Origin of the sequence: Duganella sp. Root336D2 (assembly GCF_001425005.1) — a bacterium.
Lineage (GTDB): Bacteria > Pseudomonadota > Gammaproteobacteria > Burkholderiales > Burkholderiaceae_D > Rugamonas.
Window position 1 is genome coordinate 436,243 of sequence record NZ_LMDB01000022.1, and the last position, 19,603, is coordinate 455,845.

Genomic DNA, 19,603 nt, shown 5'->3' on the forward strand with positions numbered 1-19,603 from the left:
TTGCCCAAGTTGGATGAAGCGGCGCCTGTCGCCTGCCTTGTTTTCGCCCTGAAAACGCTCTCCACCTGAGACTCTCGCCCCGGCGCGTAGCGGTCCGGCGCCTTCTTACTAAGTTACACAACCAGCTTGTAGTGTATGGATAATGCAGAGGCTAAGAAAGTCCTCGAAGCTGCGCTGCTATGCGCCCGTGAACCCTTATCGATCCACAGCCTGAAAAAGCTGTACGTCGAAACCGACGACCAGGGCAATCCGCTCGGCGCCGGCATTGGCGCCGATACGATCAAGGAATTGTTGGAAGAATTGCGCCTGGATTGGCAGGGGCGCGGCATCGAGGTGGTCAGCTTGTCCAGCGGCTGGCGCTTCCAGAGCCGGCCTGAAATGAAGATGTACCTGGAACGCCTGAATCCGGAAAAGCCGCAGAAGTATTCGCGCGCCACGCTGGAAACGCTGGCCATCATCGCTTATCGCCAGCCGGTTACCCGCGGCGATATCGAGGAAATCCGCGGCGTTGCGGTGAATTCGCAGACGATCAAGATGCTGGAAGACCGCGGCTGGGTCGACACTGTCGGCTACCGCGATGTACTGGGCCGCCCGGCTTTGCTGGGGACCACCAAGCAGTTCCTGGACGACCTGGGGTTGGAATCGTTGTCGCAGCTGCCGCCCCTGCAGCAGATCAGCGATACGCAGAATGAAAATCCGCTGGAAGTGCTGGAGGCTCGCCTCACAGAAAACTTCGAGAAGGCGGCGCAGGAAGCACAAGCAGCAGAAGAAGAGAAAGAGGCGACGCCGGTCGAGGCGCCGTCGGTAATAGACGACCCGGCGCCCGATAACGTCGAGCCCTTTGCAGAAACGAATAATGAACAAGCCTGATAACACCCCTGAGACCGGCGCCGCCGACACCGCACCCGCCAAGCCGAAACGCCGCACCAAGGCGCAGATTGAGGCGGATAATGCCGCCGCTCTGGCTGCCGGCGAAGCGCCAAAACCAAAGCGTCGCACCAAGGCTGTTGTGGCAGCTGAAGCCGCAGCCGAGGCCGGCGAGCACGGCGCTGCCAGCGCCGAGGCTGCGCCGCTGAAGAAGCCACGCGCCAAGAAGGCCGTGGCGGCGGAAGCCGCGCCGGCGCTGGATGCCGCTGCGGCACCGGCCGCCCCGGCGCCGGCAGAAACCGCGCCAGCCGCTGAGGGTGAGGGCAAGGATCGCGGCCGTGCACCGCGCGGCCCGCGCCAGATGCGCGAACAGCGCGCCCAGCGCCAGGCTGAGAAGGCTGCTGTGGCTGCTGCCGTGGCATCTGAATCGGCCGGCGAGCCGGCCCCGGCCGCGCCTGCGGGCGCCGAAGGCACTGAAGCTACCGCAGCCACCGAAGGCGGCACCCCGTGGCCATCCGCTGTGCCGGCTGAAAAACGCCACGGCAAGCATAAGGGCAAAGGCAAGCACGGCAAGCCGGCACATGGCGACGGCCAGGGCGCGCCAGTCGGCGAGGCTGGCCAGGGCAGGACCCAGGGCGGCCAGGGCCAGAAGCCGCGCGTGCACGGCGCTTTCGGCAACAAGATGAAAGCCAAGGACAAATCGTCCGAAGCCGATGCCGTGTTCTCCTTCGTCACCTCGGACGCGTTCGACCGCGACGAAGGCGGTTCCAGCAAGCCTGCCAAGGCTCGCCGCGACCTGACGGCAGAAGACGATGCACCGAAGTTGCACAAAGTGCTGGCGGAAGCGGGCATGGGCTCGCGCCGCGACATGGAAGAATTGATCGTCGCCGGCCGCGTGTCGGTGAATGGCGAACCGGCCCACATCGGCCAGCGCATCCTGCCGACCGATGCGGTTCGCATCAACGGCAAGCTGGTGCAGCGCAAAGTGTCCAAGAAGCCACCGCGCGTGCTGGTGTATCACAAGCCGGCCGGTGAAATCGTGTCGCACGACGACCCGGATGGCCGTCCATCGGTGTTCGACCGCCTGCCGAACATGAAAACCGGCAAATGGCTGGCCGTCGGCCGCCTGGACTTCAATACCGAAGGCCTGCTGCTGTTCACCACCTCCGGTGACCTGGCCAACCGCCTGATGCATCCGCGCTACAACATCGACCGCGAGTACGCCGTGCGGACCCTGGGCGAGCTGGAAGAGGGTATGCGCCAGAAACTGCTGGCCGGCGTCGAGCTGGAGGACGGCCTGGCGCAGTTCACCAAGATTGCCGATGGCGGCGGTGAAGGCGTCAACAAATGGTACCGCGTGGTGATCGGCGAAGGCCGTAACCGCGAGGTGCGCCGCATGTTCGAGGCGATCGGCCTGACCGTGTCGCGCCTGATCCGTACCCGATACGGTGCGCTGACCCTGCCGAGCAACCTGAAGCGCGGCCGCTGGGAAGAGATGGAAGAGAACACTGTGCGCGACCTGTTGTCGGCGGTGGGCTTCAAGAAGGAGGGCGGTGCAGGTGCAGGCGAGGCTGCCAAGCCGCAGGGTGGCCAGGGCAAGCGCGAGCGCGAGCGTGAGCCGAACGGCAACCGCATGGATGTGAGCAACAAGAATGCCGATCCATTCCCGCAGGCGCCACGTGGCGGCCGTGGCCAGGGCCAGGGTCAAGGAGGCTACTTCGGTGCTCCGCGGCATGGCGGCGCCGGCTTTGGCGACCAGCAGCCGGGCGGCTTCGGCCGTGGTGCAGGTGGCGGTGCCGGCGGCAAAGGCAAGGGCAAAGGCGCCGGTCCGGGTAAGGGGCAAGGGCAGGGCCTGGGTAAAGGACAAGGGCAGGGCCAGGGCAAGGGCGGCCCACGCCAGCCTGATCCGCTGATGACGACGTTTGGTTTTGCCAGCCAGGGCCATGGCCAGGGCCAGCAGCGCCGCGGCGGCCACCAGCCGCGCGGCGGGGCATCCGACCACGGCATGCCGCGCCGCCGCAAAGGCTAACGCAGCCCGGCAAGGTGTTGGATTTTAAGCGCCTTGCTATTGTTACACCCGCTCCCGATGTGGTATGCGGCATTGCAGCGAAATCAATATCACGCTATAATGAGCAGCCTAGTTAAAGTTCTTCGCAGTTTATTTTGCTGAGAGTGCTTTCATCTGGCTGCAGTAACGAAAGATGGGCAGTTGCCCATTTTTTTTTGGTTGAACCGTTTTAAGTATCTGGAGATTTTCTTTGCAACTGCTTGAATTGATTGAAAAAACCGTCGCTGGCCTCGGCTACGACCTGGTCGATTTCGAACGGGCCGAACGTGGTTTGCTGCGCATCTATATCGATTTCACGGCAGAAGAAGCAGAAGAAAAAGGCCTGATCACGGTCGAAGACTGCGCCACGGTGAGCCACCAATTGTCGCACGTGCTGACGGTTGAGAACGTTCCTTACGAACGCCTCGAGATTTCGTCGCCTGGCCTGGACCGTCCGCTGCGCAAGTTCGCCGACTTCGTCCGCTTTGCCGGCAGCGAAGCCATCGTCAAGCTGCGCATGGCCATTCCAGGCACCGCGAACCGTAAGTCCTACCAGGGCATCCTGACGGAGCCTGATGGCGAGCAACTGGGTATTGAATTTGAAGGTAAAGAAGGTCCTGCGGTGCTGAATTTCACGCTCGCGGACATTGACAAGGCACGCTTGGTGCCGCAGGTGAATTTTGGGAGCCGCAAAGCATGAGTCGCGAAGTATTGTTATTGGTTGATGCGCTGGCGCGCGAAAAGAACGTCGACAAGGAAGTCGTGTTCGGCGCGCTCGAGTTCGCACTGGCGCAAGCCACGAAGAAGCGCTATGAAGGCGAAGTGGATATTCGCGTTTCGATCGACCGTGAAAGCGGCGAGTTCGAGTCCTTCCGCCGCTGGCACGTCGTGCCGGACGAAGCGGGCCTGCAGCTGCCTGACCAGGAAGTGCTGCTGTTCGAAGCGAAAGAACAGATCCCGGACATCGAAGTCGATGAATACATCGAAGAGCCGATCGAATCCGTGGAATTCGGCCGCCGCTTCGCCCAGGATACCAAGCAAGTGGTCCTGCAGCGCGTGCGCGATGCTGAACGCGAGCAGATCCTGCAAGACTTCCTGGAGCGCGGCGACGCGCTGGTCACCGGCACCATCAAGCGTATGGAACGCGGCGATGCGATCGTCGAATCCGGCAAGATCGAAGCACGCCTGCCGCGCGACCAGATGATCCCAAAGGAAAACCTGCGTATCGGCGACCGCGTACGTGCTTACATCCTGCGTGTTGACCGCAATATGCGCGGCCCGCAAGTGATCCTGTCGCGCACCGCGCCAGAGTTCATCATGAAGCTGTTCGAACTGGAAGTGCCGGAAATCGAACAAGGCATGCTGGAGATCAAATCCGCTGCACGCGACGCCGGCGTGCGCGCCAAGATCGCTGTGCACACCAACGACAAGCGCATCGACCCGATCGGTACCTGCGTCGGCATGCGCGGCTCGCGCGTGCAGGCCGTGACCGGTGAACTGGGCGGCGAGCGCGTGGACATCGTGCTGTGGTCGGAAGATCCTGCGCAATTCGTGATCGGCGCGCTGGCACCAGCCAACGTGTCCTCTATCATGGTTGACGAAGACAAGCACGCGATGGACGTGGTGGTTGACGAAGAAAACCTGGCCATCGCCATCGGCCGCTCCGGCCAGAACGTGCGCCTGGCTTCCGAGCTGACCGGCTGGAAGATCAACATCATGACCGCGGAAGAATCGGCCGACAAGCTGGCTACCGAAACCGCTGCAGTGCGCGCACTGTTCATGGAAAAACTGGATGTGGACCAGGAAGTGGCCGACATCCTGGTGGAAGAAGGCTTCAGCAGCCTGGAAGAAATCGCTTACGTGCCGATCTCCGAAATGCTGGACATCGACGCGTTCGACGAAGACACCGTCAACGAGCTGCGCACCCGCGCCCGCGACGCCCTGGTAACCGAGGCGATTGCTTCGGAAGAGGGCCTGGAAGGCATGGAAGAACAGCTGGTTGGCCTGGAAGGCATGGACCGCGTTACCGCGGGCAAGCTGGGCCTCGCAGGCATCAAGACCCTGGCAGCATTTGCCGGTCTGGCCTACGACGAGTTCGGCGCCATCCTGGCCCTGTCGTCGGACCGCGCACGTGAACTGATTACGAATGAGTTTGAGAATGTGACCGACGATGAAATGAAGCTGGTCGACGGTAAGTACGATGATCGTGCCAAGGCGCTGCAAGCCAAGGCATGGGCATCATCCGAAACGGCCAAGGCCTGAGTCATGGCCTGAACAGCAGAAGCAGCTTTAATTATCATCGAGACACATAGAAAAGAGGACTGAATGGCGAGTAACAACGTAGCCCAATTTGCCACCGAACTGAAGATGCCTGCAGATTTGCTGCTGTCGCAGCTGCGTTCTGCTGGCGTCGACAAGATTTCGGCGTCAGATCCATTGTCAAAAGATGATAAGGACAAGCTGCTGGAACATCTGCGCCGTACCCACGGCGCAGGGGCAGAACCGGGCGAAAAGAAAAAGATCACCCTGACTCGTAAAGAGACCACGGAGATCAAGCAGGCCGACGCCTCCGGCAAGGCCCGCACCATCCAGGTCGAAGTACGCAAGAAGCGTACCTTCGTGCAGCGCGACGACCTGACCACCACCGCGACCGCCAAACCGGCCGCACCGGTGATCGACGCCGCCGAGCAGGCGCGCCGTGAAGAAGACGCACGCCGGCAGGCCGAGCTGATCGCTCGCCAGGAAGCGGAACTGAAAGAGAAGCAGGAGCGCCTGGCCAAACTCGACGAGGAAAAGGCTGCACAAGCCAAGGCCGCCGAAGAGGAAGCCAAGCGTGTAGCGGAAGATCAAGCCAAGAAAGCCGCCGCCGACAAGGCCGCCGCCGAGAAGGCTTCTGCTGCCGCTGCCGCCGGCGCCGCCCAGAAAGCTGCCGCCGACGAAGAAGAAAAGAAACGCCTGGCTGATGCCGAAGAATCCAAGCGCAAGCACGAAGTCGCCGCCAAGGAAGCCGCCGAGCGCGCGGAAGCGACCGAACGTGCCCGTAAGGCTGTTGCAGATGAAGTGGCCCAGATCAAACTGATGATGAGCCAGCCGCGCCGCGTGATGAAGGCTCCCGAGCCGGCGCCCGCAGCGGTTGTTGCCAAGCCGAAGGTTGCTGAAGGCACGCTGCACAAGCCAGCCGACAAGAAGCCTGCGACGACCGCAGCTGCTCCTGGCGGCGACAAGAAGGATGCCAAGCCTGGCGACAAGAAATCCATCAAGTCGGCCAACGTGGCTTCGACCTGGCAGGATGAAAAGCGCCGTGGCGCCCCAGGCGGCGGTGCCGGCAAAGGCCGCGGCGGCAGCACCGGCGGCAACGCCGGCGGCCGCGACGGCTGGCGTGCGGGTGGTAGGGGCGGTCGCCGCGGCGGCCATCACGATGACCGTGAAACCAACTTCCAGCAGCCGACCGAAGCGATCGTGCATGACGTGCACGTGCCGGAAACCATCACCGTGGCCGAACTGGCGCACAAGATGGCAGTCAAGGCATCGGAAGTGATCAAGCAGCTGATGAAGCTGGGCCAGATGTGCACCATCAACCAGGTGCTGGACCAGGAAACCGCGATGATCGTGGTGGAAGAGATGGGCCATAAAGCCTTCGCAGCCGCTGAAGATGATCCGGAAGCACTGCTGGCCGACCAGGGCGAACACGCCGAGTACGAAGCAACCCCGCGCGCACCAGTGGTGACCGTGATGGGCCACGTCGACCACGGTAAGACCTCGCTGCTGGACTACATCCGCCGCGCCAAAGTGGCGTCGGGCGAAGCCGGCGGTATTACCCAGCACATTGGCGCATACCACGTGGACACCCCGCGCGGCAGCATCACCTTCCTGGATACCCCGGGCCACGAAGCCTTTACGGCAATGCGTGCCCGCGGTGCGAAAGCAACCGACATCGTCATCCTGGTGGTAGCTGCCGACGACGGCGTGATGCCGCAGACCAAAGAAGCAATTGCCCACGCCAAGGCCGCAGGCGTACCGCTGGTAGTGGCGATCAACAAGATCGACAAACCGGGCGGCAACGTTGACCGCGTGACCCAGGAACTGGTGGCCGAGCAAGTGGTGCCGGAAGAATACGGTGGCGATTCGCCATTCGTGCCGGTGTCGGCGAAGACTGGCCAGGGCATCGACGACCTGCTGGAGCAAGTGCTGCTGCAAGCCGAAGTGCTGGAACTGAAAGCTCCGGTCGAAGCGCCTGCGCGCGGCCTGGTAGTGGAAGCTCGCCTGGACAAAGGCCGTGGTCCCGTGGCCACCATCCTGGTGCAATCGGGCACCCTGAAGCGCGGCGACGTCGTGCTGGCTGGTTCGTCCTTCGGCCGCGTTCGTGCGATGCTGGACGAAAACGGCAAGTCTATTTCCGAAGCTGGTCCGTCGATCCCTGTAGAGATCCAAGGCCTGACCGAGGTGCCGGCTGCTGGTGAAGAAGCAATGGTCATGGCTGACGAGCGTAAAGCCCGTGAGATTGGCCTGTTCCGCCAAGGGAAGTTCCGCGACGTGAAGCTGGCCAAGCAGCAAGCGGCCAAGCTGGAGAACATGTTCGACCAGATGGCCGAAGGCGAAGTGAAGAACCTGCCGCTGATCGTCAAGACCGACGTGCAAGGTTCGCAGGAAGCGCTGGTTGGCTCGCTGCAGAAGCTGTCGACCTCCGAAGTGCGGGTACAGATCGTGCACGCAGCGGTGGGCGGCATCACGGAATCGGACGTCAACCTGGCGACCGCCTCCAAGGCAGTCATCATCGGCTTCAACGCCCGTGCCGATGCACAGGCGCGCAAGCTGGCCGAGACCAACGGCGTCGACATCCGCTACTACAACATCATTTACGATGCGATCGAAGAGGTCAAAGCGGCGCTGTCGGGCATGCTGGCTCCGGAGAAGCGGGAAACCGTTACCGGCCAGGTCGAGATCCGCCAGGTCATCCTGGTCTCCAAGGTTGGCGCGATTGCCGGCTGCCTGGTTACCGATGGTGTGGTCAAGCGCTCGTCTTCCGTACGCCTGCTGCGCAACAACATCGTGGTGTGGACCGGCGAGATCGACTCGCTCAAGCGTTTCAAGGACGATGCGAAAGAAGTTCGTGCCGGCCTGGAATGCGGCCTGAACCTGAAGGGCTACAACGATATCGTCGTCGGCGACGTGCTCGAAGTGTTCGAAGTGCAGGAGATCGCCCGTACCCTGTAACAGCAGGACGGCGCGATACACGGCGGGTGCTTCCCGCCTCGCGAGAGCGGGGCAGGGCACCCGCCTTTTAGTTTTATCGAAAGCAAATCATGGCTAAACATAGCAAATCGATCCCCCAGCGCGGCCTGCGCGTGGCGGATCAAATCCAGAAAGACCTGTCCGAACTGATCGCCTTCGAAGTGAAGGATCCGCGCGTCGGCATGATCACCCTGTCCGAAGTGCAGCTCACCCCGGACTACGCGCACGCGAAGGTGTTCTTCACCACGCTGAAAGACGATCCGGAATCGATCAAGAACACGCTGGCCGGCCTGGCCGCTGCTGCCGGCTACCTGCGCAACCAGTTGGGCAAGCGCCTGCATATCCACACGCTGCCGCAGCTGCACTTCCAGCATGACATGTCCGCCTCGCGCGGCATGGCGATGTCCGCCCTGATCGACAAGGCCAACGCCACTCGCGCTGCCGACTTCGACGAGAACAGCGAAGAAGAATGACTGAAGCACGTGTAAAGCGCGTGCGCGATGCCGTTGACGGCGTGCTGCTGCTCGATAAGCCGGTAGGCCTGTCCAGCAACGACGCCCTGATCAAGGCCAAGCGCTTCATGAACGCGAAGAAGGCCGGCCACACCGGCACGCTCGATCCATTCGCCACCGGCTTGCTGCCGCTGTGCTTCGGCGAAGCGACCAAGTTCTCGCAGGACCTGCTGGAAGCCGACAAGACCTACCTGGCCACTGTGCACATGGGCGTGCGCACCGATACCGGCGACACCGAAGGCCAAGTGCTGGAAACGCGCGATGTCAACTGCACGCAAGCTGAAATCGAAGCCGTGATGGCCCGCTTCCGCGGCCCGATCAAGCAGGTGCCGCCGATGTATTCCGCCTTGAAGCGCGACGGCAAGCCGCTATACGAGTACGCCCGAGAAGGAATCACGCTGGAGCGCGAAGCGCGCGAGGTGGTGATCCACAAGCTGGAACTGGTTTCGTGGGAAGCGCCTTTCCTGAAGATCGAAGTCACCTGCAGCAAAGGCACCTACATCCGTGTGCTGGGCGAAGACATCGGCGCGGCCCTGGGCTGCGGCGCACACCTGAACGCCCTGCGCCGCACGCAAGTCGGCGCCCTGACCACCGACAAGATGGTCACGCTGGAAGACCTGGCAGCCCACGCTGCACCGCGTGAGCTGCTGGCGCCGGTGGACGCGCTGCTGTCGTCCTTCCCGCGTATCGTGCTGGATGCAGATCTCGCCAAGCGCTTCCTGCACGGCCAACGCCTGCCGCTCGGCAAAGAGCCATCGATCGCCGTGCCGACGCCGTATGAAGGCCGGGTACGCATTTACGACGATGCAGGCCGCCTGCTCGGCACTGGCATCTTTGGCGAATACGCCATCCTCGCCCCCGAGCGCCTGATCGCTGCAGCCAGCGGCAACTAAGCGTAGCAAGGCGGCTGTTGGTATCCATTGCCTGAGCGCGACGAAGTTTAATTACTCACGCGCAAAACACTTCGGAAAGGGACGGCGCATCGCACAGATTCCTGGTCCATTGCTCAAGGTCTCCCAGCGATGAGCTTCGAATTCGTTTTATTGCCCCATCGGGCAATTGCCCGAAGCGGACTGTCAGCAGGCGTTCCACTATTTGGCGTTGTCCGTCCAGCACCCCTTGTGCAAGACCTTGCTCAAGACCTTCTGCGCGGCCGTTTGCAAGGCCTTGTTGATGGCCATGACTTAGTCCTTCTTCGCGCGCCTTGTCCCTGATCTTCTCGGCAAATCTTGGCATCAGTTCCATGTCTATGTCCATGTCGCACTTTCGCTATTTAATAAGTCATCGGCTTGGCGATCCCAGTCCAGTAGCTTGAAGATTGGAGAGCGGAGCTGTATTTCACCGTCCAGGATTGGCAGCGAGATCGAAACGGCCGCCAATGACTAAGCAGTTGGCCAACAGAATTCGATGCATTCAAACAGGAACGCGTCGATTGCTTTTTCCAGAGGGAATCGTGATCTTGCATGACCGCTTTGAGCGGACGTGCACAGGAGCGTTGCGTGAGGATCAAGGCGGATTGATCTGCCTCAAAGAACGGGGCGGCGAATAATGCCGCCCCGGTACATCAGGACTTGGCCATTGGCTGCTGGCAGTCACGCCAGCTGACTGCGTTGCCCAACTCGTCGAAGATGACGGGCAGCGCCGCCTTCGCTTTGCTATGCACATCGTGGAACAGCAGCACGCCGTGCCGCTTGATCAGCATCAGCGCGATCATGCGGTTACTCACGTCGTCCGCGCTGACCTGGCTGCTCCAGTCCTGCGAGTCCAGGTTCCACAGCGCGACCTGCAATCCTTGTTGCTGGAAGAACGCAGCGCTGTCGGCCGGCCGCTGGCCGTACGGCGGGCGGAAGTAGGGCAGCACATCGCTTTTGGCGAAGGTCGAATTCAACAGCCCGTGGGTACGGGTAATCGAATCTTGCCACTGCTCCCACTTGGCGTGCGACTGGTGCTGCCAACCATGCGATGCCATGCACTGGTGTTTGTACGAGGCGGCAACCTTGGCAGCGCCGGCCTTGTTGACACGGTTCTGCAGGTTTTCGCCCAGTACGAAGAACACACCTGTCTTCCTGGTGTTTGCCAGCATGGCCAGCGTGTCGTCCGTATTCGCGCCTGGCGAAGGGCCGTCGTCGAAGGTCAGCAGGAACTGGCGGTCTTCCAGTGTGTCGCCATTCCATTCGTGCGGGCCGAAGCGATCGATCTCGCTGCTGATCTTCGGGAACAGTGCGGCCAGGCGCAATTGCTCGGCAAGATAAGCGCGGGTGAAGGCGGACAGGTTGGCGTGCCAGGCTTGCTGGCCGGCCGGTACCGACTTCTGCCAGCTATCGGCCTGGCGCAGAAGGGTGTCAACGCTGTCGACCTGCGCTACGCAAGTCCAGTCGCCGCCAGCGCAGTCGCGCGCCGCACGCTGGTAGTTCGTCAGCGACAGCGCCATTTCCGACTTCAGCCACTTGTCGACCGAGGCGCGGTTCAGGCTCTTGATCTTAAACGACGCCATCATGTCGGCATCGGCCATCTTGTGCATTTCCTGCAGTGCCGAAGCATAGGTCAGGATCGATGCACGCGAAGCCTTGTCGAAGCCGTTGCGGCTGTTCAGGGTCTCCGTCCACAAGCGACGGTCGGCCTTGGCCACCGCAGCCGGGCCGACGGCGAAGGCAGGCATGGCAACCGCGGCCAGCGCGGCGGCCATGCACAGGGAGGGCAGCGCTGGCCAGCGCATTATTTCGCCCCGTTCTGCTGCATGCGCGCGATGGCCTTGTCGTAGGTCGGGTTGCTCTTCTCCGCCTGCGCCGCGCGGTATTCGCGCAGCGCGTCATCCCACTGCGATGCCGCTTCGTAGATCTTGCCGTTGTTGTAGTGCGAGCTGGCGCGCACGGTAGGTGCAGTCGAACCGCTGGCCAGTGCAATGGCCTTGCGGTTGGCCCACATGGCTTCCGCCGTGCGGTTGGCCTTCTGGAACGCCAGGCCCAGGTTGCTGTATGCCTGGCCGTAGTTGCCGTTCAATTCAATCGCTTCCTGGTACAGGCGGATCGCTTCGTCCAGGTTGCCGGCGTGGTAGGCCGCTTCGCCCTGGCTGTTCAGGCGTTTGGCGCTGTCCTGGCTGCTCGCGCTGTAATTCACGGCTTGCAGGTCTGCTGCACGGCCAACACCGGAGAACTCGGAGGTTTGCAGGCGGTCATGGCTGGTCACGCCTTTCAGGGTGTTGAAGTCCTGGAACTCGCCATCTTCGGTCACCGCGAACACGGTCCACAGGTTGCCGGTGCCGGTGGTCGGCACGTAATAGGTGCGGATCAGGGTCTGGCCGACGTACACGAAGACCTTGGCGCCGCTGTTGGCCAGGTTGCGGGTGTTCGGGTTGGAGCCGTCGGTGAAGTCATGCACGGCGTAGACATAGCGCTGGCCGACGTGCTTGCGATCGATGGTGATGGTCTCGGGACCGAAGCCGTTGGTGTCGTCCACATCCAGCTTGGCGTCGGTGCCGCGCATCTGCATGAAGTAGACGTGGTTGTCCGGGTAGACCACGTGGGAATCCAGGTCGGCCGGGCTGGCGCCCCAGTTCAACACGATACGCATGCCGTCCAGGTTATTCATCACCGGGCTGATAGCGTAAGTCGAGCCGTTGCACGGGCACTTCACCACCAGGTTGGAATAGCCCGGCTTCTTGACGATCATCAGGGTCGAAGCATCGTCGGCGAAAGTTGGCGCCAGCTTGACTTGGCCCTGAGCGTCAGTGTTTGCGCTGACCGATTGTTCGCCGTTCTTTTGCAGCGTGACGGTGGCGCCGTCGATCTTCTTGTCCTTGACCGTAGCGCTCAGGATCTGCACGCCGACCGGTGCGGCGGCGGCGGCGCCAGCCACCAGCAGGGACAGGGCGGCCGTCAAAACGGTGTTCGTCAAACGCAATTTCATGTAGTGCTCTCCAGGCAGTTCATAGGGCTCAAATAAGCGTGATTGCTTATTTTCTAATAATACCCTACGGAAATCAAAGATGGGGAGCTTCTAGCTTGCGGCGCAGCATGCTATACTAGTGGGTTCAGTGCTCCCGCACTTGCAGAATTCCTGTCCACACACAAATCATGTCTAATACTAAACGCGCAATTCGCAACATCGCCATCATCGCCCACGTTGACCATGGCAAGACCACCCTGGTGGACCAGCTGCTGAAGCAGTCCGGTACCTTCCGTGAGAACCAGCAGGTTGATACCCGCGTCATGGACTCCAACGACCTGGAGAAAGAACGCGGCATTACCATTCTGTCGAAGAACTGCGCCGTTGAGTACGAAGGCACCCACATCAACATCGTCGACACCCCAGGCCACGCCGACTTCGGCGGCGAAGTGGAGCGCGTGCTGTCGATGGTCGACTCCGTGCTGCTGCTGATCGATGCGCAGGAAGGCCCGATGCCGCAGACCCGTTTCGTGACCCGTAAGGCACTGGCCCTGGGCCTGAAGCCGATCGTGGTGGTGAACAAGATCGACCGTCCGGGCGCGCGCGCCGACTGGGCGATCAACCAGACTTTCGAACTGTTCGACAAGCTGGGCGCAACCGATGAACAGCTGGACTTCCCGATCGTGTACGCCTCGGGCCTGAACGGCTACGCCGGCCTGGACGAAACCGTGCGTGACGGCGACATGAAGCCGCTGTTCGAAGCCATCCTGAAGTACGTGCCGGTGCGCGACGACAATCCGGACGGCCCGCTGCAGATGCAAATCACCTCGCTGGACTACTCGTCCTACGTCGGCAAGATCGGTATCGGCCGCGTGTCCCGCGGCCGCGTGAAGACCGGCCAGGACGTGGTGGTCCTGAACGGCCCTGATTCGACCCCGATCAAGGGCCGCATCAACCAGGTGCTGAACTTCAAGGGCCTGGAGCGCGTGCTGGTGGACGAAGCGGTTGCCGGCGACATTATCCTGATCAACGGTATCGAAGAAATCGGCATCGGCTCCACCGTGTGCGCACCGGATACCCCGGACGCGCTGCCAATGCTGACCGTCGACGAACCGACCCTGACCATGAACTTCATGGTCAACAACTCGCCTCTGGCCGGCCGCGAAGGTAAGTTCGTAACCTCGCGCCAGCTGCGCGACCGCCTGGACAAAGAACTGAAGGCCAACGTTGCACTGCGCGTGGCACCGACCGACGACGATACCGTCTTCGAAGTATCGGGCCGCGGCGAACTGCACCTGACCATCCTGATCGAAAACATGCGTCGCGAAGGTTTCGAGATGGCTGTGTCGCGTCCGCGCGTGGTGTTCAAGATGGTGGATGGCGTGCGCCATGAGCCGTACGAAAACCTGTCGGTAGACGTGGAAGAAGCCAACCAGGGTGGCGTGATGGAAGAACTGGGCCGTCGTCGTGGCGACCTGCAGAACATGGAATCGGACGGCAAGGGCCGTGTGCGCCTGGAGTACCGCATTCCTGCGCGTGGCCTGATCGGCTTCCAGGGCGAATTCATGACCCTGACCCGCGGTACCGGCCTGATGTCGCACGTGTTCGACGCCTACGCTCCGGTTGACAGCTCGAAAGGCGAACTGGGCGGCCGTCGCAACGGCGTGCTGATCTCGCAGGACGACGGCGCTGCCGTGGCCTACGCAATCTGGAAGCTGCAGGATCGCGGCCGTATGTTCGTGGTCCACAACGACCCAGTGTACGAAGGCATGATCATCGGTATCCACTCGCGCGACAACGACCTGGTGGTCAACCCGATCAAGGGCAAGCAGCTGACCAACGTGCGTTCGTCCGGTACCGACGAAGCAGTGCGCCTGGTGCCGCCAATCCAGATGTCGCTGGAATACGCAGTGGAATTCATCGATGACGACGAGCTGGTGGAAGTCACCCCGAAATCGATCCGCCTGCGCAAGCGCTACCTGAAAGAGCACGAGCGCAAGCGTGCCAACAAAGAAAACGCGTAATGCATGAAGAACCCGCCGCAAGGCGGGTTTTTTTTCTTCGGAGACCAGATGACCAAGCAAATCCTCTTTACCACGGCCTGCCTGGCGGCAGCTGGCGGCGCCGCTGCGGGCGACATGTTCAGCGATTTGCGCAGCTGGGAGCTTCGCACTGCACCGGCGGCGGACCTTGCTAGCGCTATCGGCGTGCGTCCCGATGGCGTGCTTGCAGTGAGCGGCGCGCCCTCGGGCTTCTTCGCCACGACTGCCAGCTATCGCAACTACCGGCTGCACGTCGAGTGGCGCTGGCCGGGCAAGGAGGGCAATGCCGGCGTTCTGCTGCATATCAGCGAGGGGCCGATGGATCGCGTCTGGCCTTTGAGTTTACAAGTGCAGACCAAGTCCGGCAGTGCCGGCGACGTGCTGCCGATGGCCGGCGCAACGTTCGCCGAGCCGCTGACGGGCGACAAGCCGGCCGTGAAGGCGCGCATCGCCGCCGGTTCCGAGCTGCCTGCAGGCGAGTGGAACAGTGCCGATATCGTGGCGCGCAATGGCGTGATCGAGGTGTCGGTTAATGGAGTGGTACAGAATCGCGTGACTGGCACATTGCCACGCGAAGGACGGATTGGCTTCCAGCTTGAGGGCACGCCGTACGAGTTGCGCCATGTGGAATTGACGCCACTGGAGTGAAGCACGCTGGGCACATGAGCGTGGTAACCTGTATGTCCCAAGCCGGAATCGACGAGGAGAACCCGCATGGCCGAACCTAGCAACCTGGCCGCACAGGCCGTGGAATATTGGACCGACACCTGGCAGCGCTCGATCCTGTTCATGGACGTCCTGTATCGCCGCGGTACCGAGCGCAATGCGCGCGAGCGCGAAACCGCGCCTCATGTGCTCAATTTCGAATTCGAGACCCTGCTCGATGGCCGCACGCTTGCGCGGCCGGTGAACTATTCCCTGATGCGTATTATCCCGCCGGAAGGCGTGGAGATCGACGACACCAAGCGACCTTTTATCGTCGTCGATCCACGCGCCGGGCACGGGCCGGGCATCGGCGGCATGAAGCAGGACAGCGAAATCGGCGTGGTCCTGAAGGCCGGCAATCCCTGCTACTTCATTGGCTTCCTGCCGGCACCGGTGCCGGGACAGACGATTGAAGACGTCTGCCACGCCGAAGCGCAGTTCATCGAGCAGGTGGCCTACCTGCACCCGCAAGCCGAAGGCAAGCCGGCCCTGATCGGCAATTGCCAGGCCGGCTGGCAGATCATGATGACGGCCGCACTGCATCCCGAGCTGGCCGGCCCCTTGGTGCTGGCCGGCGCGCCGCTGTCGTATTGGGCCGGCGTACGCGGCAAGAACCCCTTGCGCTACCTGGGCGGCCTGACCGGCGGCACCTGGATGACGTCCCTGGCGGGCGACCTTGGCAACGGCAAGTTCGATGGCGCCCACCTGGTCAGCAATTTCGAGAACATGAATCCTTCCAATACTTATTGGAAGAAGAGCTACCACGTGTACGCCAATGTCGATACCGAGGAAAAGCGCTTCCTGGAATTCGAACGCTGGTGGGGTAATCCGGTGCTGCTGAACGCGGAGGAGATCCAGTTCATCACCGATAACCTGTTTGTCGGCAATCGCCTGAGCAACGGCACGATTCATGACACCGCGGGCCGCCGCATCGACTTGCGCAATATCCGCTCACCGATCGTGGTGTTCTGCTCCTGGGGCGACGACATCACGCCGCCGCAGCAGGCGCTGGGCTGGCTGCTCGATCTGTATGAGGACGACGCTGCGCTGGTGGCCGGCGGGCAAACGGCGGTGTACACGCTGCACGAATCGATCGGGCACCTGGGCATTTTCGTGTCAGCCTCTGTGGCCAACAAGGAGCATGACGAATTCACGCGTTCCATGGACTTGATCGACGTGCTGCCGCCGGGCCTGTACGAAGCGGTGTTTATCGACAAGGCCGGAGAGGGCGTGCATAGCCCCGAGCTGGCCGATGGGAATTACGTGGTGCGCTTCGAACGGCGCGACTTGAACGAACTGCGCGCGCTGGGCGGCAACGATGATGAGGACGAGCGCCGCTTCGCCACGGTGGCGCGCCTGTCGGAGATCAACCAGGGCCTGTATCGGACTTTCGTCAGCCCGTTCGTGCAAGCCGCGACCAATGAGCAATCGGCGGAGTGGATGCGGCGCATGCATCCCTACCGCATGCGTTATGAGCTGTTCTCCGACATGAACCCGTTCCTGAGCGGGATCAGCGCACTTGCGGAACAGGTGAGGGAGCAGCGCAAGCCCGCCGCGCAGGATAACTTCTTCCTCAAGCTGCAGGAGGCGGCTTCGGAACAGATCGTGGCAGCGCTCGAGCAGTACCAGGTGATGCGCGACCAGTCGGTGGAGCAGTTCTTCCTGTCCACCTATGGCCAGCCGCTGCTGCAAACGTTGCTTGGCTTGCGCGCCGATTCGGCCAATATCCGCCGCCGCATCGGGCGCGATATCGCGCGCGAATCGGTGGTGGCTGCGCGCCGCACCGAAGCTGCCAAGCGGCTGGCCAGTGGCGGCGAGCGCGAGGCGGTGGTGCGTTCGATCCTGTATATCGCCCGCAGTCCCGAGGTGCGCGTGGCCGACGAACGGGCCTTTGGCGTCCTGCGCGAGTTGCGCGCGCTGCTGCCGGCCAAGGAACGCATATCGCTGGCGCGCTTCAAAGAGGTAGTGCAGGAGCAGAACATGATCCTGCAACTGGACGAAGAACGCGCCATGTCGGCCCTGCCTAAACTGCTGGCCGACGCCGACCGCAAGCGCGCGCTGGTAGGCATCCGCCAGATCATGACCGCCTCCGGCTCCCTGACGGGCGAAGCCGCCCGCCGCCTGTCCCGCGTCGAAGAACTCTTCGCTTGAAAGTCGGGGTCAGGTCTGGCAATCGGACATTTTGTCCGATTGCCAGACCTGACCCCGACTTTCGCTATAATATGCGGCCCCGTTTGTTGAGCTTTGCATTATGACCACCTCGATCGCCCCCAAGCCTTCCCGCCGCCTGTCCGTGGCGCCGATGATGGATTGGACCGAGTGATGCTTTCCTCTATAGGAGGAATGGGTTTTTTGATGAGGCATCGTAGCAAATCTGTAGCATTGGCTTGATGCGACTGGTTACGATTAGGTAACCTTTCCCGGATCACAGTTCATAATCGCCGCCCACCTATTGCAATTTGCCTGGTCTAGATTCCGTAGCTTGGTATCGACTACGGTTTGCAATTCGCAACCTATTACGGCTTGGAACCCTCATTGACTACGATCCGTAATTACGTTTGTAACTATGGTGGACGAACTATGCTAGAATTATTCATCGGCGTATAGCATCCGTCTACTTAGGATTGATTATGAAGAAACAACCAAAGCATGTGTTGAAGGCAGCAGTCGCGGAGCGTCGCGTCGCTGGTGCTGCACGCTCGCGCGATGAGTTGTTGTCCGATCTGAATCTAGATCCTGCTAGTGTTGCTCTGTTTGCTGGCATTCATGCAAGCAAGGAGTTCACTGTGGAGGCTGCGCACCGCGCCTTCGCGGGGATTAAGCGCAAAAAATGATATAAACTAATGGCGCCGCAGCGGTGCCGAGAAGAGAGCCGCCAAATCGATAGCTTGCTATCTTGGCGGCTTTTATTTTGCCTTGAGTGTTGCATTTCGGAAAATATGTCGGTAAAAATAACAACTGTGCTTCGACAGAGTTTGGAGGCGCAAGGCCTGGACGCAGACAAGTTACTGGTTGACTTCGCGGAGTGGAAAGCTGGGGATGAATACGATCATTTCTTCTTTGGAAAGGACGCCCCGTACACAACTCCAGTGGTAGATAACGAGAAAAACGTCTTGATGCACGTGCATCTAGTTCCGCTCAAGGATTATGACCAGCTTGCGAATTGGAAGAAGAAATTCAGGCATCGTAGCCGGAAAACCAGCGACCGCGTGCTTGTCTACGTGTCAGATAAGCGCAAAGGGCATCTGCTCATTTACATTCTTGATGAGCCGGATGCTCATGAAATCGCGCGTATGAAGACTGCCGAGCATAGAGAACTTATGGAAGGCTTCGCAGTGGTAGCAAGTGAATTCCTGGATACGGGCGAAGTTCTCAATTAACTGTTAAGGCTCGAAGTAATGACAATTAACACTGAAGCGCCAGAAGACCGGGAGCCGCTAGGGGCAACACCGGAGCCGGGGCCGGAACCGACCAAGGGGAGAGTTCGTCGAAAGGCTCTAGGCTCGCTGAGACGTGAGCTAAGTGACAAGGAGCTTCTATCTCCGGCGGTCCAAAAGCTCTTGCTCGACGAGATCGATAGATTGGAAGAGGACAATACAGAACTGGCGGGGTATCGCAGCCGCTTCCATGAAGCTGATAAGAAGTCCGCTATCCTCGAGCAAAAGCAAGCCACAAGCAATGCGCACGAGATAATCTCATTAGCCTGTGTAACAGTCGGAGGGGCTGCGCTGGGCTATGCCCCCTCGGTTTGGTCTTCGCAGCCGACAGGCGGGATTGCACTGGCGTTTGGTGTACTACTTGTTATCAGCGGCATCGTCGCTAAGGCGGTGAAAGCATGAATCTCAAGCTGAAATCAATCGCAGATAAAGGTGACCCTCAGAAAGAGCGCCTCGTAATTCGCGTTGTGCAGGACACCGATGTCGGAGAGTTCATCGTCATGCGAACAGGTTTTGTTAATGACGAAGTGAATATTGGTGTGGAGGGTACGTATTGGTTTCCGAATAAGTCGGTGAAGGCTGGTGACCTGGTTGTACTGTATTCAAAATCAGGCGTTAACAAGGATAAACCACTTGAGCGTGGTGGAGATGTGCATTTCTTTTATTGGGGGCAAGCCACTGCGGTGTGGCGTAATCCCAATACTGCTGCCGTTCTCGCTCATGCTCCTGTATGGGAGTCGGCCAATGCTGAAGAGCTCTAACGCATCGTTCTAATTTATGTCTGGGCTCTTGTTTGGGCGTCTTGATTGGGCACTAGGTAAAGAGCACGTTCCGGTTCAGATTCTCCGATTCAAATGGAAAAGAGCCACGGTCTCC

General features: G+C 60.9%; 17 protein-coding genes. 14 read left to right on the plus strand and 3 right to left on the minus strand.

What is annotated here, in order from left to right; all coding sequences use genetic code 11:
- The first annotated feature begins 135 nt into the window (after window positions 1-135).
- The 7 genes from scpB (at window position 136) to truB (ending at window position 9,551) form a co-directional block, all read left to right on the plus strand.
- A complete protein-coding gene (gene scpB, locus ASD07_RS17705) occupies window positions 136-870 on the plus strand; it encodes an SMC-Scp complex subunit ScpB (RefSeq protein WP_055933230.1) in 735 nt (244 codons plus the stop codon).
- Entirely contained in the window at window positions 857-2,896 is a 2,040-nt protein-coding gene (gene rluB / locus ASD07_RS17710) for a 23S rRNA pseudouridine(2605) synthase RluB (protein ID WP_055933233.1), read from the plus strand. The genes scpB and rluB overlap by 14 nt, the downstream gene beginning before the upstream one ends.
- Before the next feature lie 229 nt (window positions 2,897-3,125).
- The gene (gene rimP, locus ASD07_RS17715) at window positions 3,126-3,614 is read left to right on the plus strand and encodes a ribosome maturation factor RimP (RefSeq protein ID WP_055933236.1); all 489 of its coding nucleotides are present in this window, start codon (window positions 3,126-3,128) and stop codon (window positions 3,612-3,614) included.
- A complete protein-coding gene (nusA, locus tag ASD07_RS17720; protein ID WP_055933239.1) occupies window positions 3,611-5,176 on the plus strand; it encodes a transcription termination factor NusA in 1,566 nt (521 codons plus the stop codon). Before rimP ends, nusA begins: the two co-directional genes overlap by 4 nt.
- 63 nt (window positions 5,177-5,239) lie before the next feature.
- Window positions 5,240-8,128: a translation initiation factor IF-2 gene (gene infB / locus ASD07_RS17725; protein WP_055933242.1), complete on the plus strand. Its 2,889-nt coding sequence runs from the start codon at window positions 5,240-5,242 to the stop codon at window positions 8,126-8,128.
- A gap of 89 nt (window positions 8,129-8,217) precedes the next feature.
- A complete protein-coding gene (gene rbfA / locus ASD07_RS17730; protein ID WP_055933246.1) occupies window positions 8,218-8,619 on the plus strand; it encodes a 30S ribosome-binding factor RbfA in 402 nt (133 codons plus the stop codon).
- Window positions 8,616-9,551 carry a tRNA pseudouridine(55) synthase TruB gene (truB, locus tag ASD07_RS17735; RefSeq protein ID WP_055933249.1) on the plus strand — a complete coding sequence of 312 codons (936 nt, stop codon included), beginning with the start codon at window positions 8,616-8,618 and terminating at the stop codon, window positions 9,549-9,551. The genes rbfA and truB overlap by 4 nt, the downstream gene beginning before the upstream one ends.
- A 55-nt stretch (window positions 9,552-9,606) precedes the next feature.
- Here the strand turns inward: truB and ASD07_RS30275 are convergent, their stop codons facing one another.
- The 3 genes from ASD07_RS30275 to ASD07_RS17745 all read right to left on the minus strand — a co-directional run bounded on the left by ASD07_RS30275 (window position 9,607) and on the right by ASD07_RS17745 (window position 12,564).
- Complete coding sequence (locus ASD07_RS30275) at window positions 9,607-9,903, minus strand: DUF4351 domain-containing protein (RefSeq protein WP_162246570.1); 297 nt, start codon at window positions 9,901-9,903, stop codon at window positions 9,607-9,609.
- A 319-nt stretch (window positions 9,904-10,222) separates the two neighbouring features.
- Window positions 10,223-11,374: a polysaccharide deacetylase family protein gene (locus tag ASD07_RS17740; protein ID WP_055933252.1), complete on the minus strand. Its 1,152-nt coding sequence runs from the start codon at window positions 11,372-11,374 to the stop codon at window positions 10,223-10,225.
- Window positions 11,374-12,564, minus strand: coding sequence for a tetratricopeptide repeat protein (locus ASD07_RS17745; protein ID WP_055933255.1), 1,191 nt, complete (start codon window positions 12,562-12,564; stop codon window positions 11,374-11,376). Before ASD07_RS17745 ends, ASD07_RS17740 begins: the two co-directional genes overlap by 1 nt.
- Window positions 12,565-12,731: 167 nt before the next feature.
- On the opposite strand from ASD07_RS17745, the gene typA reads away from it, so the two are divergent.
- From typA to ASD07_RS17775, 7 genes are all read left to right on the plus strand, one after another.
- Entirely contained in the window at window positions 12,732-14,567 is a 1,836-nt protein-coding gene (gene typA, locus ASD07_RS17750; RefSeq protein WP_055933258.1) for a translational GTPase TypA, read from the plus strand.
- A gap of 48 nt (window positions 14,568-14,615) precedes the next feature.
- A complete protein-coding gene (locus ASD07_RS17755; protein ID WP_162246571.1) occupies window positions 14,616-15,233 on the plus strand; it encodes a DUF1080 domain-containing protein in 618 nt (205 codons plus the stop codon).
- A 66-nt stretch (window positions 15,234-15,299) separates the two neighbouring features.
- A complete protein-coding gene (locus ASD07_RS17760) occupies window positions 15,300-17,441 on the plus strand; it encodes a DUF3141 domain-containing protein (protein ID WP_055933265.1) in 2,142 nt (713 codons plus the stop codon).
- Between the two features lie 479 nt (window positions 17,442-17,920).
- Complete coding sequence (locus ASD07_RS30900; protein WP_156398045.1) at window positions 17,921-18,124, plus strand: hypothetical protein; 204 nt, start codon at window positions 17,921-17,923, stop codon at window positions 18,122-18,124.
- Between the two features lie 105 nt (window positions 18,125-18,229).
- Window positions 18,230-18,670 carry a type II toxin-antitoxin system YafO family toxin gene (locus tag ASD07_RS17765; RefSeq protein WP_055933268.1) on the plus strand — a complete coding sequence of 147 codons (441 nt, stop codon included), beginning with the start codon at window positions 18,230-18,232 and terminating at the stop codon, window positions 18,668-18,670.
- 18 nt (window positions 18,671-18,688) lie between these two features.
- A complete protein-coding gene (locus tag ASD07_RS30905; protein WP_156398046.1) occupies window positions 18,689-19,129 on the plus strand; it encodes a hypothetical protein in 441 nt (146 codons plus the stop codon).
- The gene (locus tag ASD07_RS17775; RefSeq protein WP_055933274.1) at window positions 19,126-19,488 is read left to right on the plus strand and encodes a hypothetical protein; all 363 of its coding nucleotides are present in this window, start codon (window positions 19,126-19,128) and stop codon (window positions 19,486-19,488) included. Before ASD07_RS30905 ends, ASD07_RS17775 begins: the two co-directional genes overlap by 4 nt.
- The last annotated feature ends 115 nt before the right edge of the window (window positions 19,489-19,603 follow it).

Bases quoted from the DNA above. Each gene is read 5' to 3' on its own strand.
- rbfA (WP_055933246.1), top strand. From the start codon at position 8,218: ATGGCTAAACATAGCAAATCGATCCCCCAGCGCGGCCTGCGCGTGGCG.
- ASD07_RS30905 (WP_156398046.1), top strand. From the start codon at position 18,689: ATGACAATTAACACTGAAGCGCCAGAAGACCGGGAGCCGCTAGGGGCA.
- ASD07_RS17755 (WP_162246571.1), top strand. From the start codon at position 14,616: ATGACCAAGCAAATCCTCTTTACCACGGCCTGCCTGGCGGCAGCTGGC.
- ASD07_RS17765 (WP_055933268.1), top strand. From the start codon at position 18,230: ATGTCGGTAAAAATAACAACTGTGCTTCGACAGAGTTTGGAGGCGCAA.
- ASD07_RS17745 (WP_055933255.1), bottom strand. From the start codon at position 12,564: ATGAAATTGCGTTTGACGAACACCGTTTTGACGGCCGCCCTGTCCCTG.
- truB (WP_055933249.1), top strand. From the start codon at position 8,616: ATGACTGAAGCACGTGTAAAGCGCGTGCGCGATGCCGTTGACGGCGTG.
- ASD07_RS17740 (WP_055933252.1), bottom strand. From the start codon at position 11,374: ATGCGCTGGCCAGCGCTGCCCTCCCTGTGCATGGCCGCCGCGCTGGCC.
- typA (WP_055933258.1), top strand. From the start codon at position 12,732: ATGTCTAATACTAAACGCGCAATTCGCAACATCGCCATCATCGCCCAC.
- rluB (WP_055933233.1), top strand. From the start codon at position 857: ATGAACAAGCCTGATAACACCCCTGAGACCGGCGCCGCCGACACCGCA.
- ASD07_RS30900 (WP_156398045.1), top strand. From the start codon at position 17,921: ATGAAGAAACAACCAAAGCATGTGTTGAAGGCAGCAGTCGCGGAGCGT.
- scpB (WP_055933230.1), top strand. From the start codon at position 136: ATGGATAATGCAGAGGCTAAGAAAGTCCTCGAAGCTGCGCTGCTATGC.
- ASD07_RS30275 (WP_162246570.1), bottom strand. From the start codon at position 9,903: ATGGAACTGATGCCAAGATTTGCCGAGAAGATCAGGGACAAGGCGCGC.
- ASD07_RS17760 (WP_055933265.1), top strand. From the start codon at position 15,300: ATGGCCGAACCTAGCAACCTGGCCGCACAGGCCGTGGAATATTGGACC.
- ASD07_RS17775 (WP_055933274.1), top strand. From the start codon at position 19,126: ATGAATCTCAAGCTGAAATCAATCGCAGATAAAGGTGACCCTCAGAAA.
- infB (WP_055933242.1), top strand. From the start codon at position 5,240: ATGGCGAGTAACAACGTAGCCCAATTTGCCACCGAACTGAAGATGCCT.
- nusA (WP_055933239.1), top strand. From the start codon at position 3,611: ATGAGTCGCGAAGTATTGTTATTGGTTGATGCGCTGGCGCGCGAAAAG.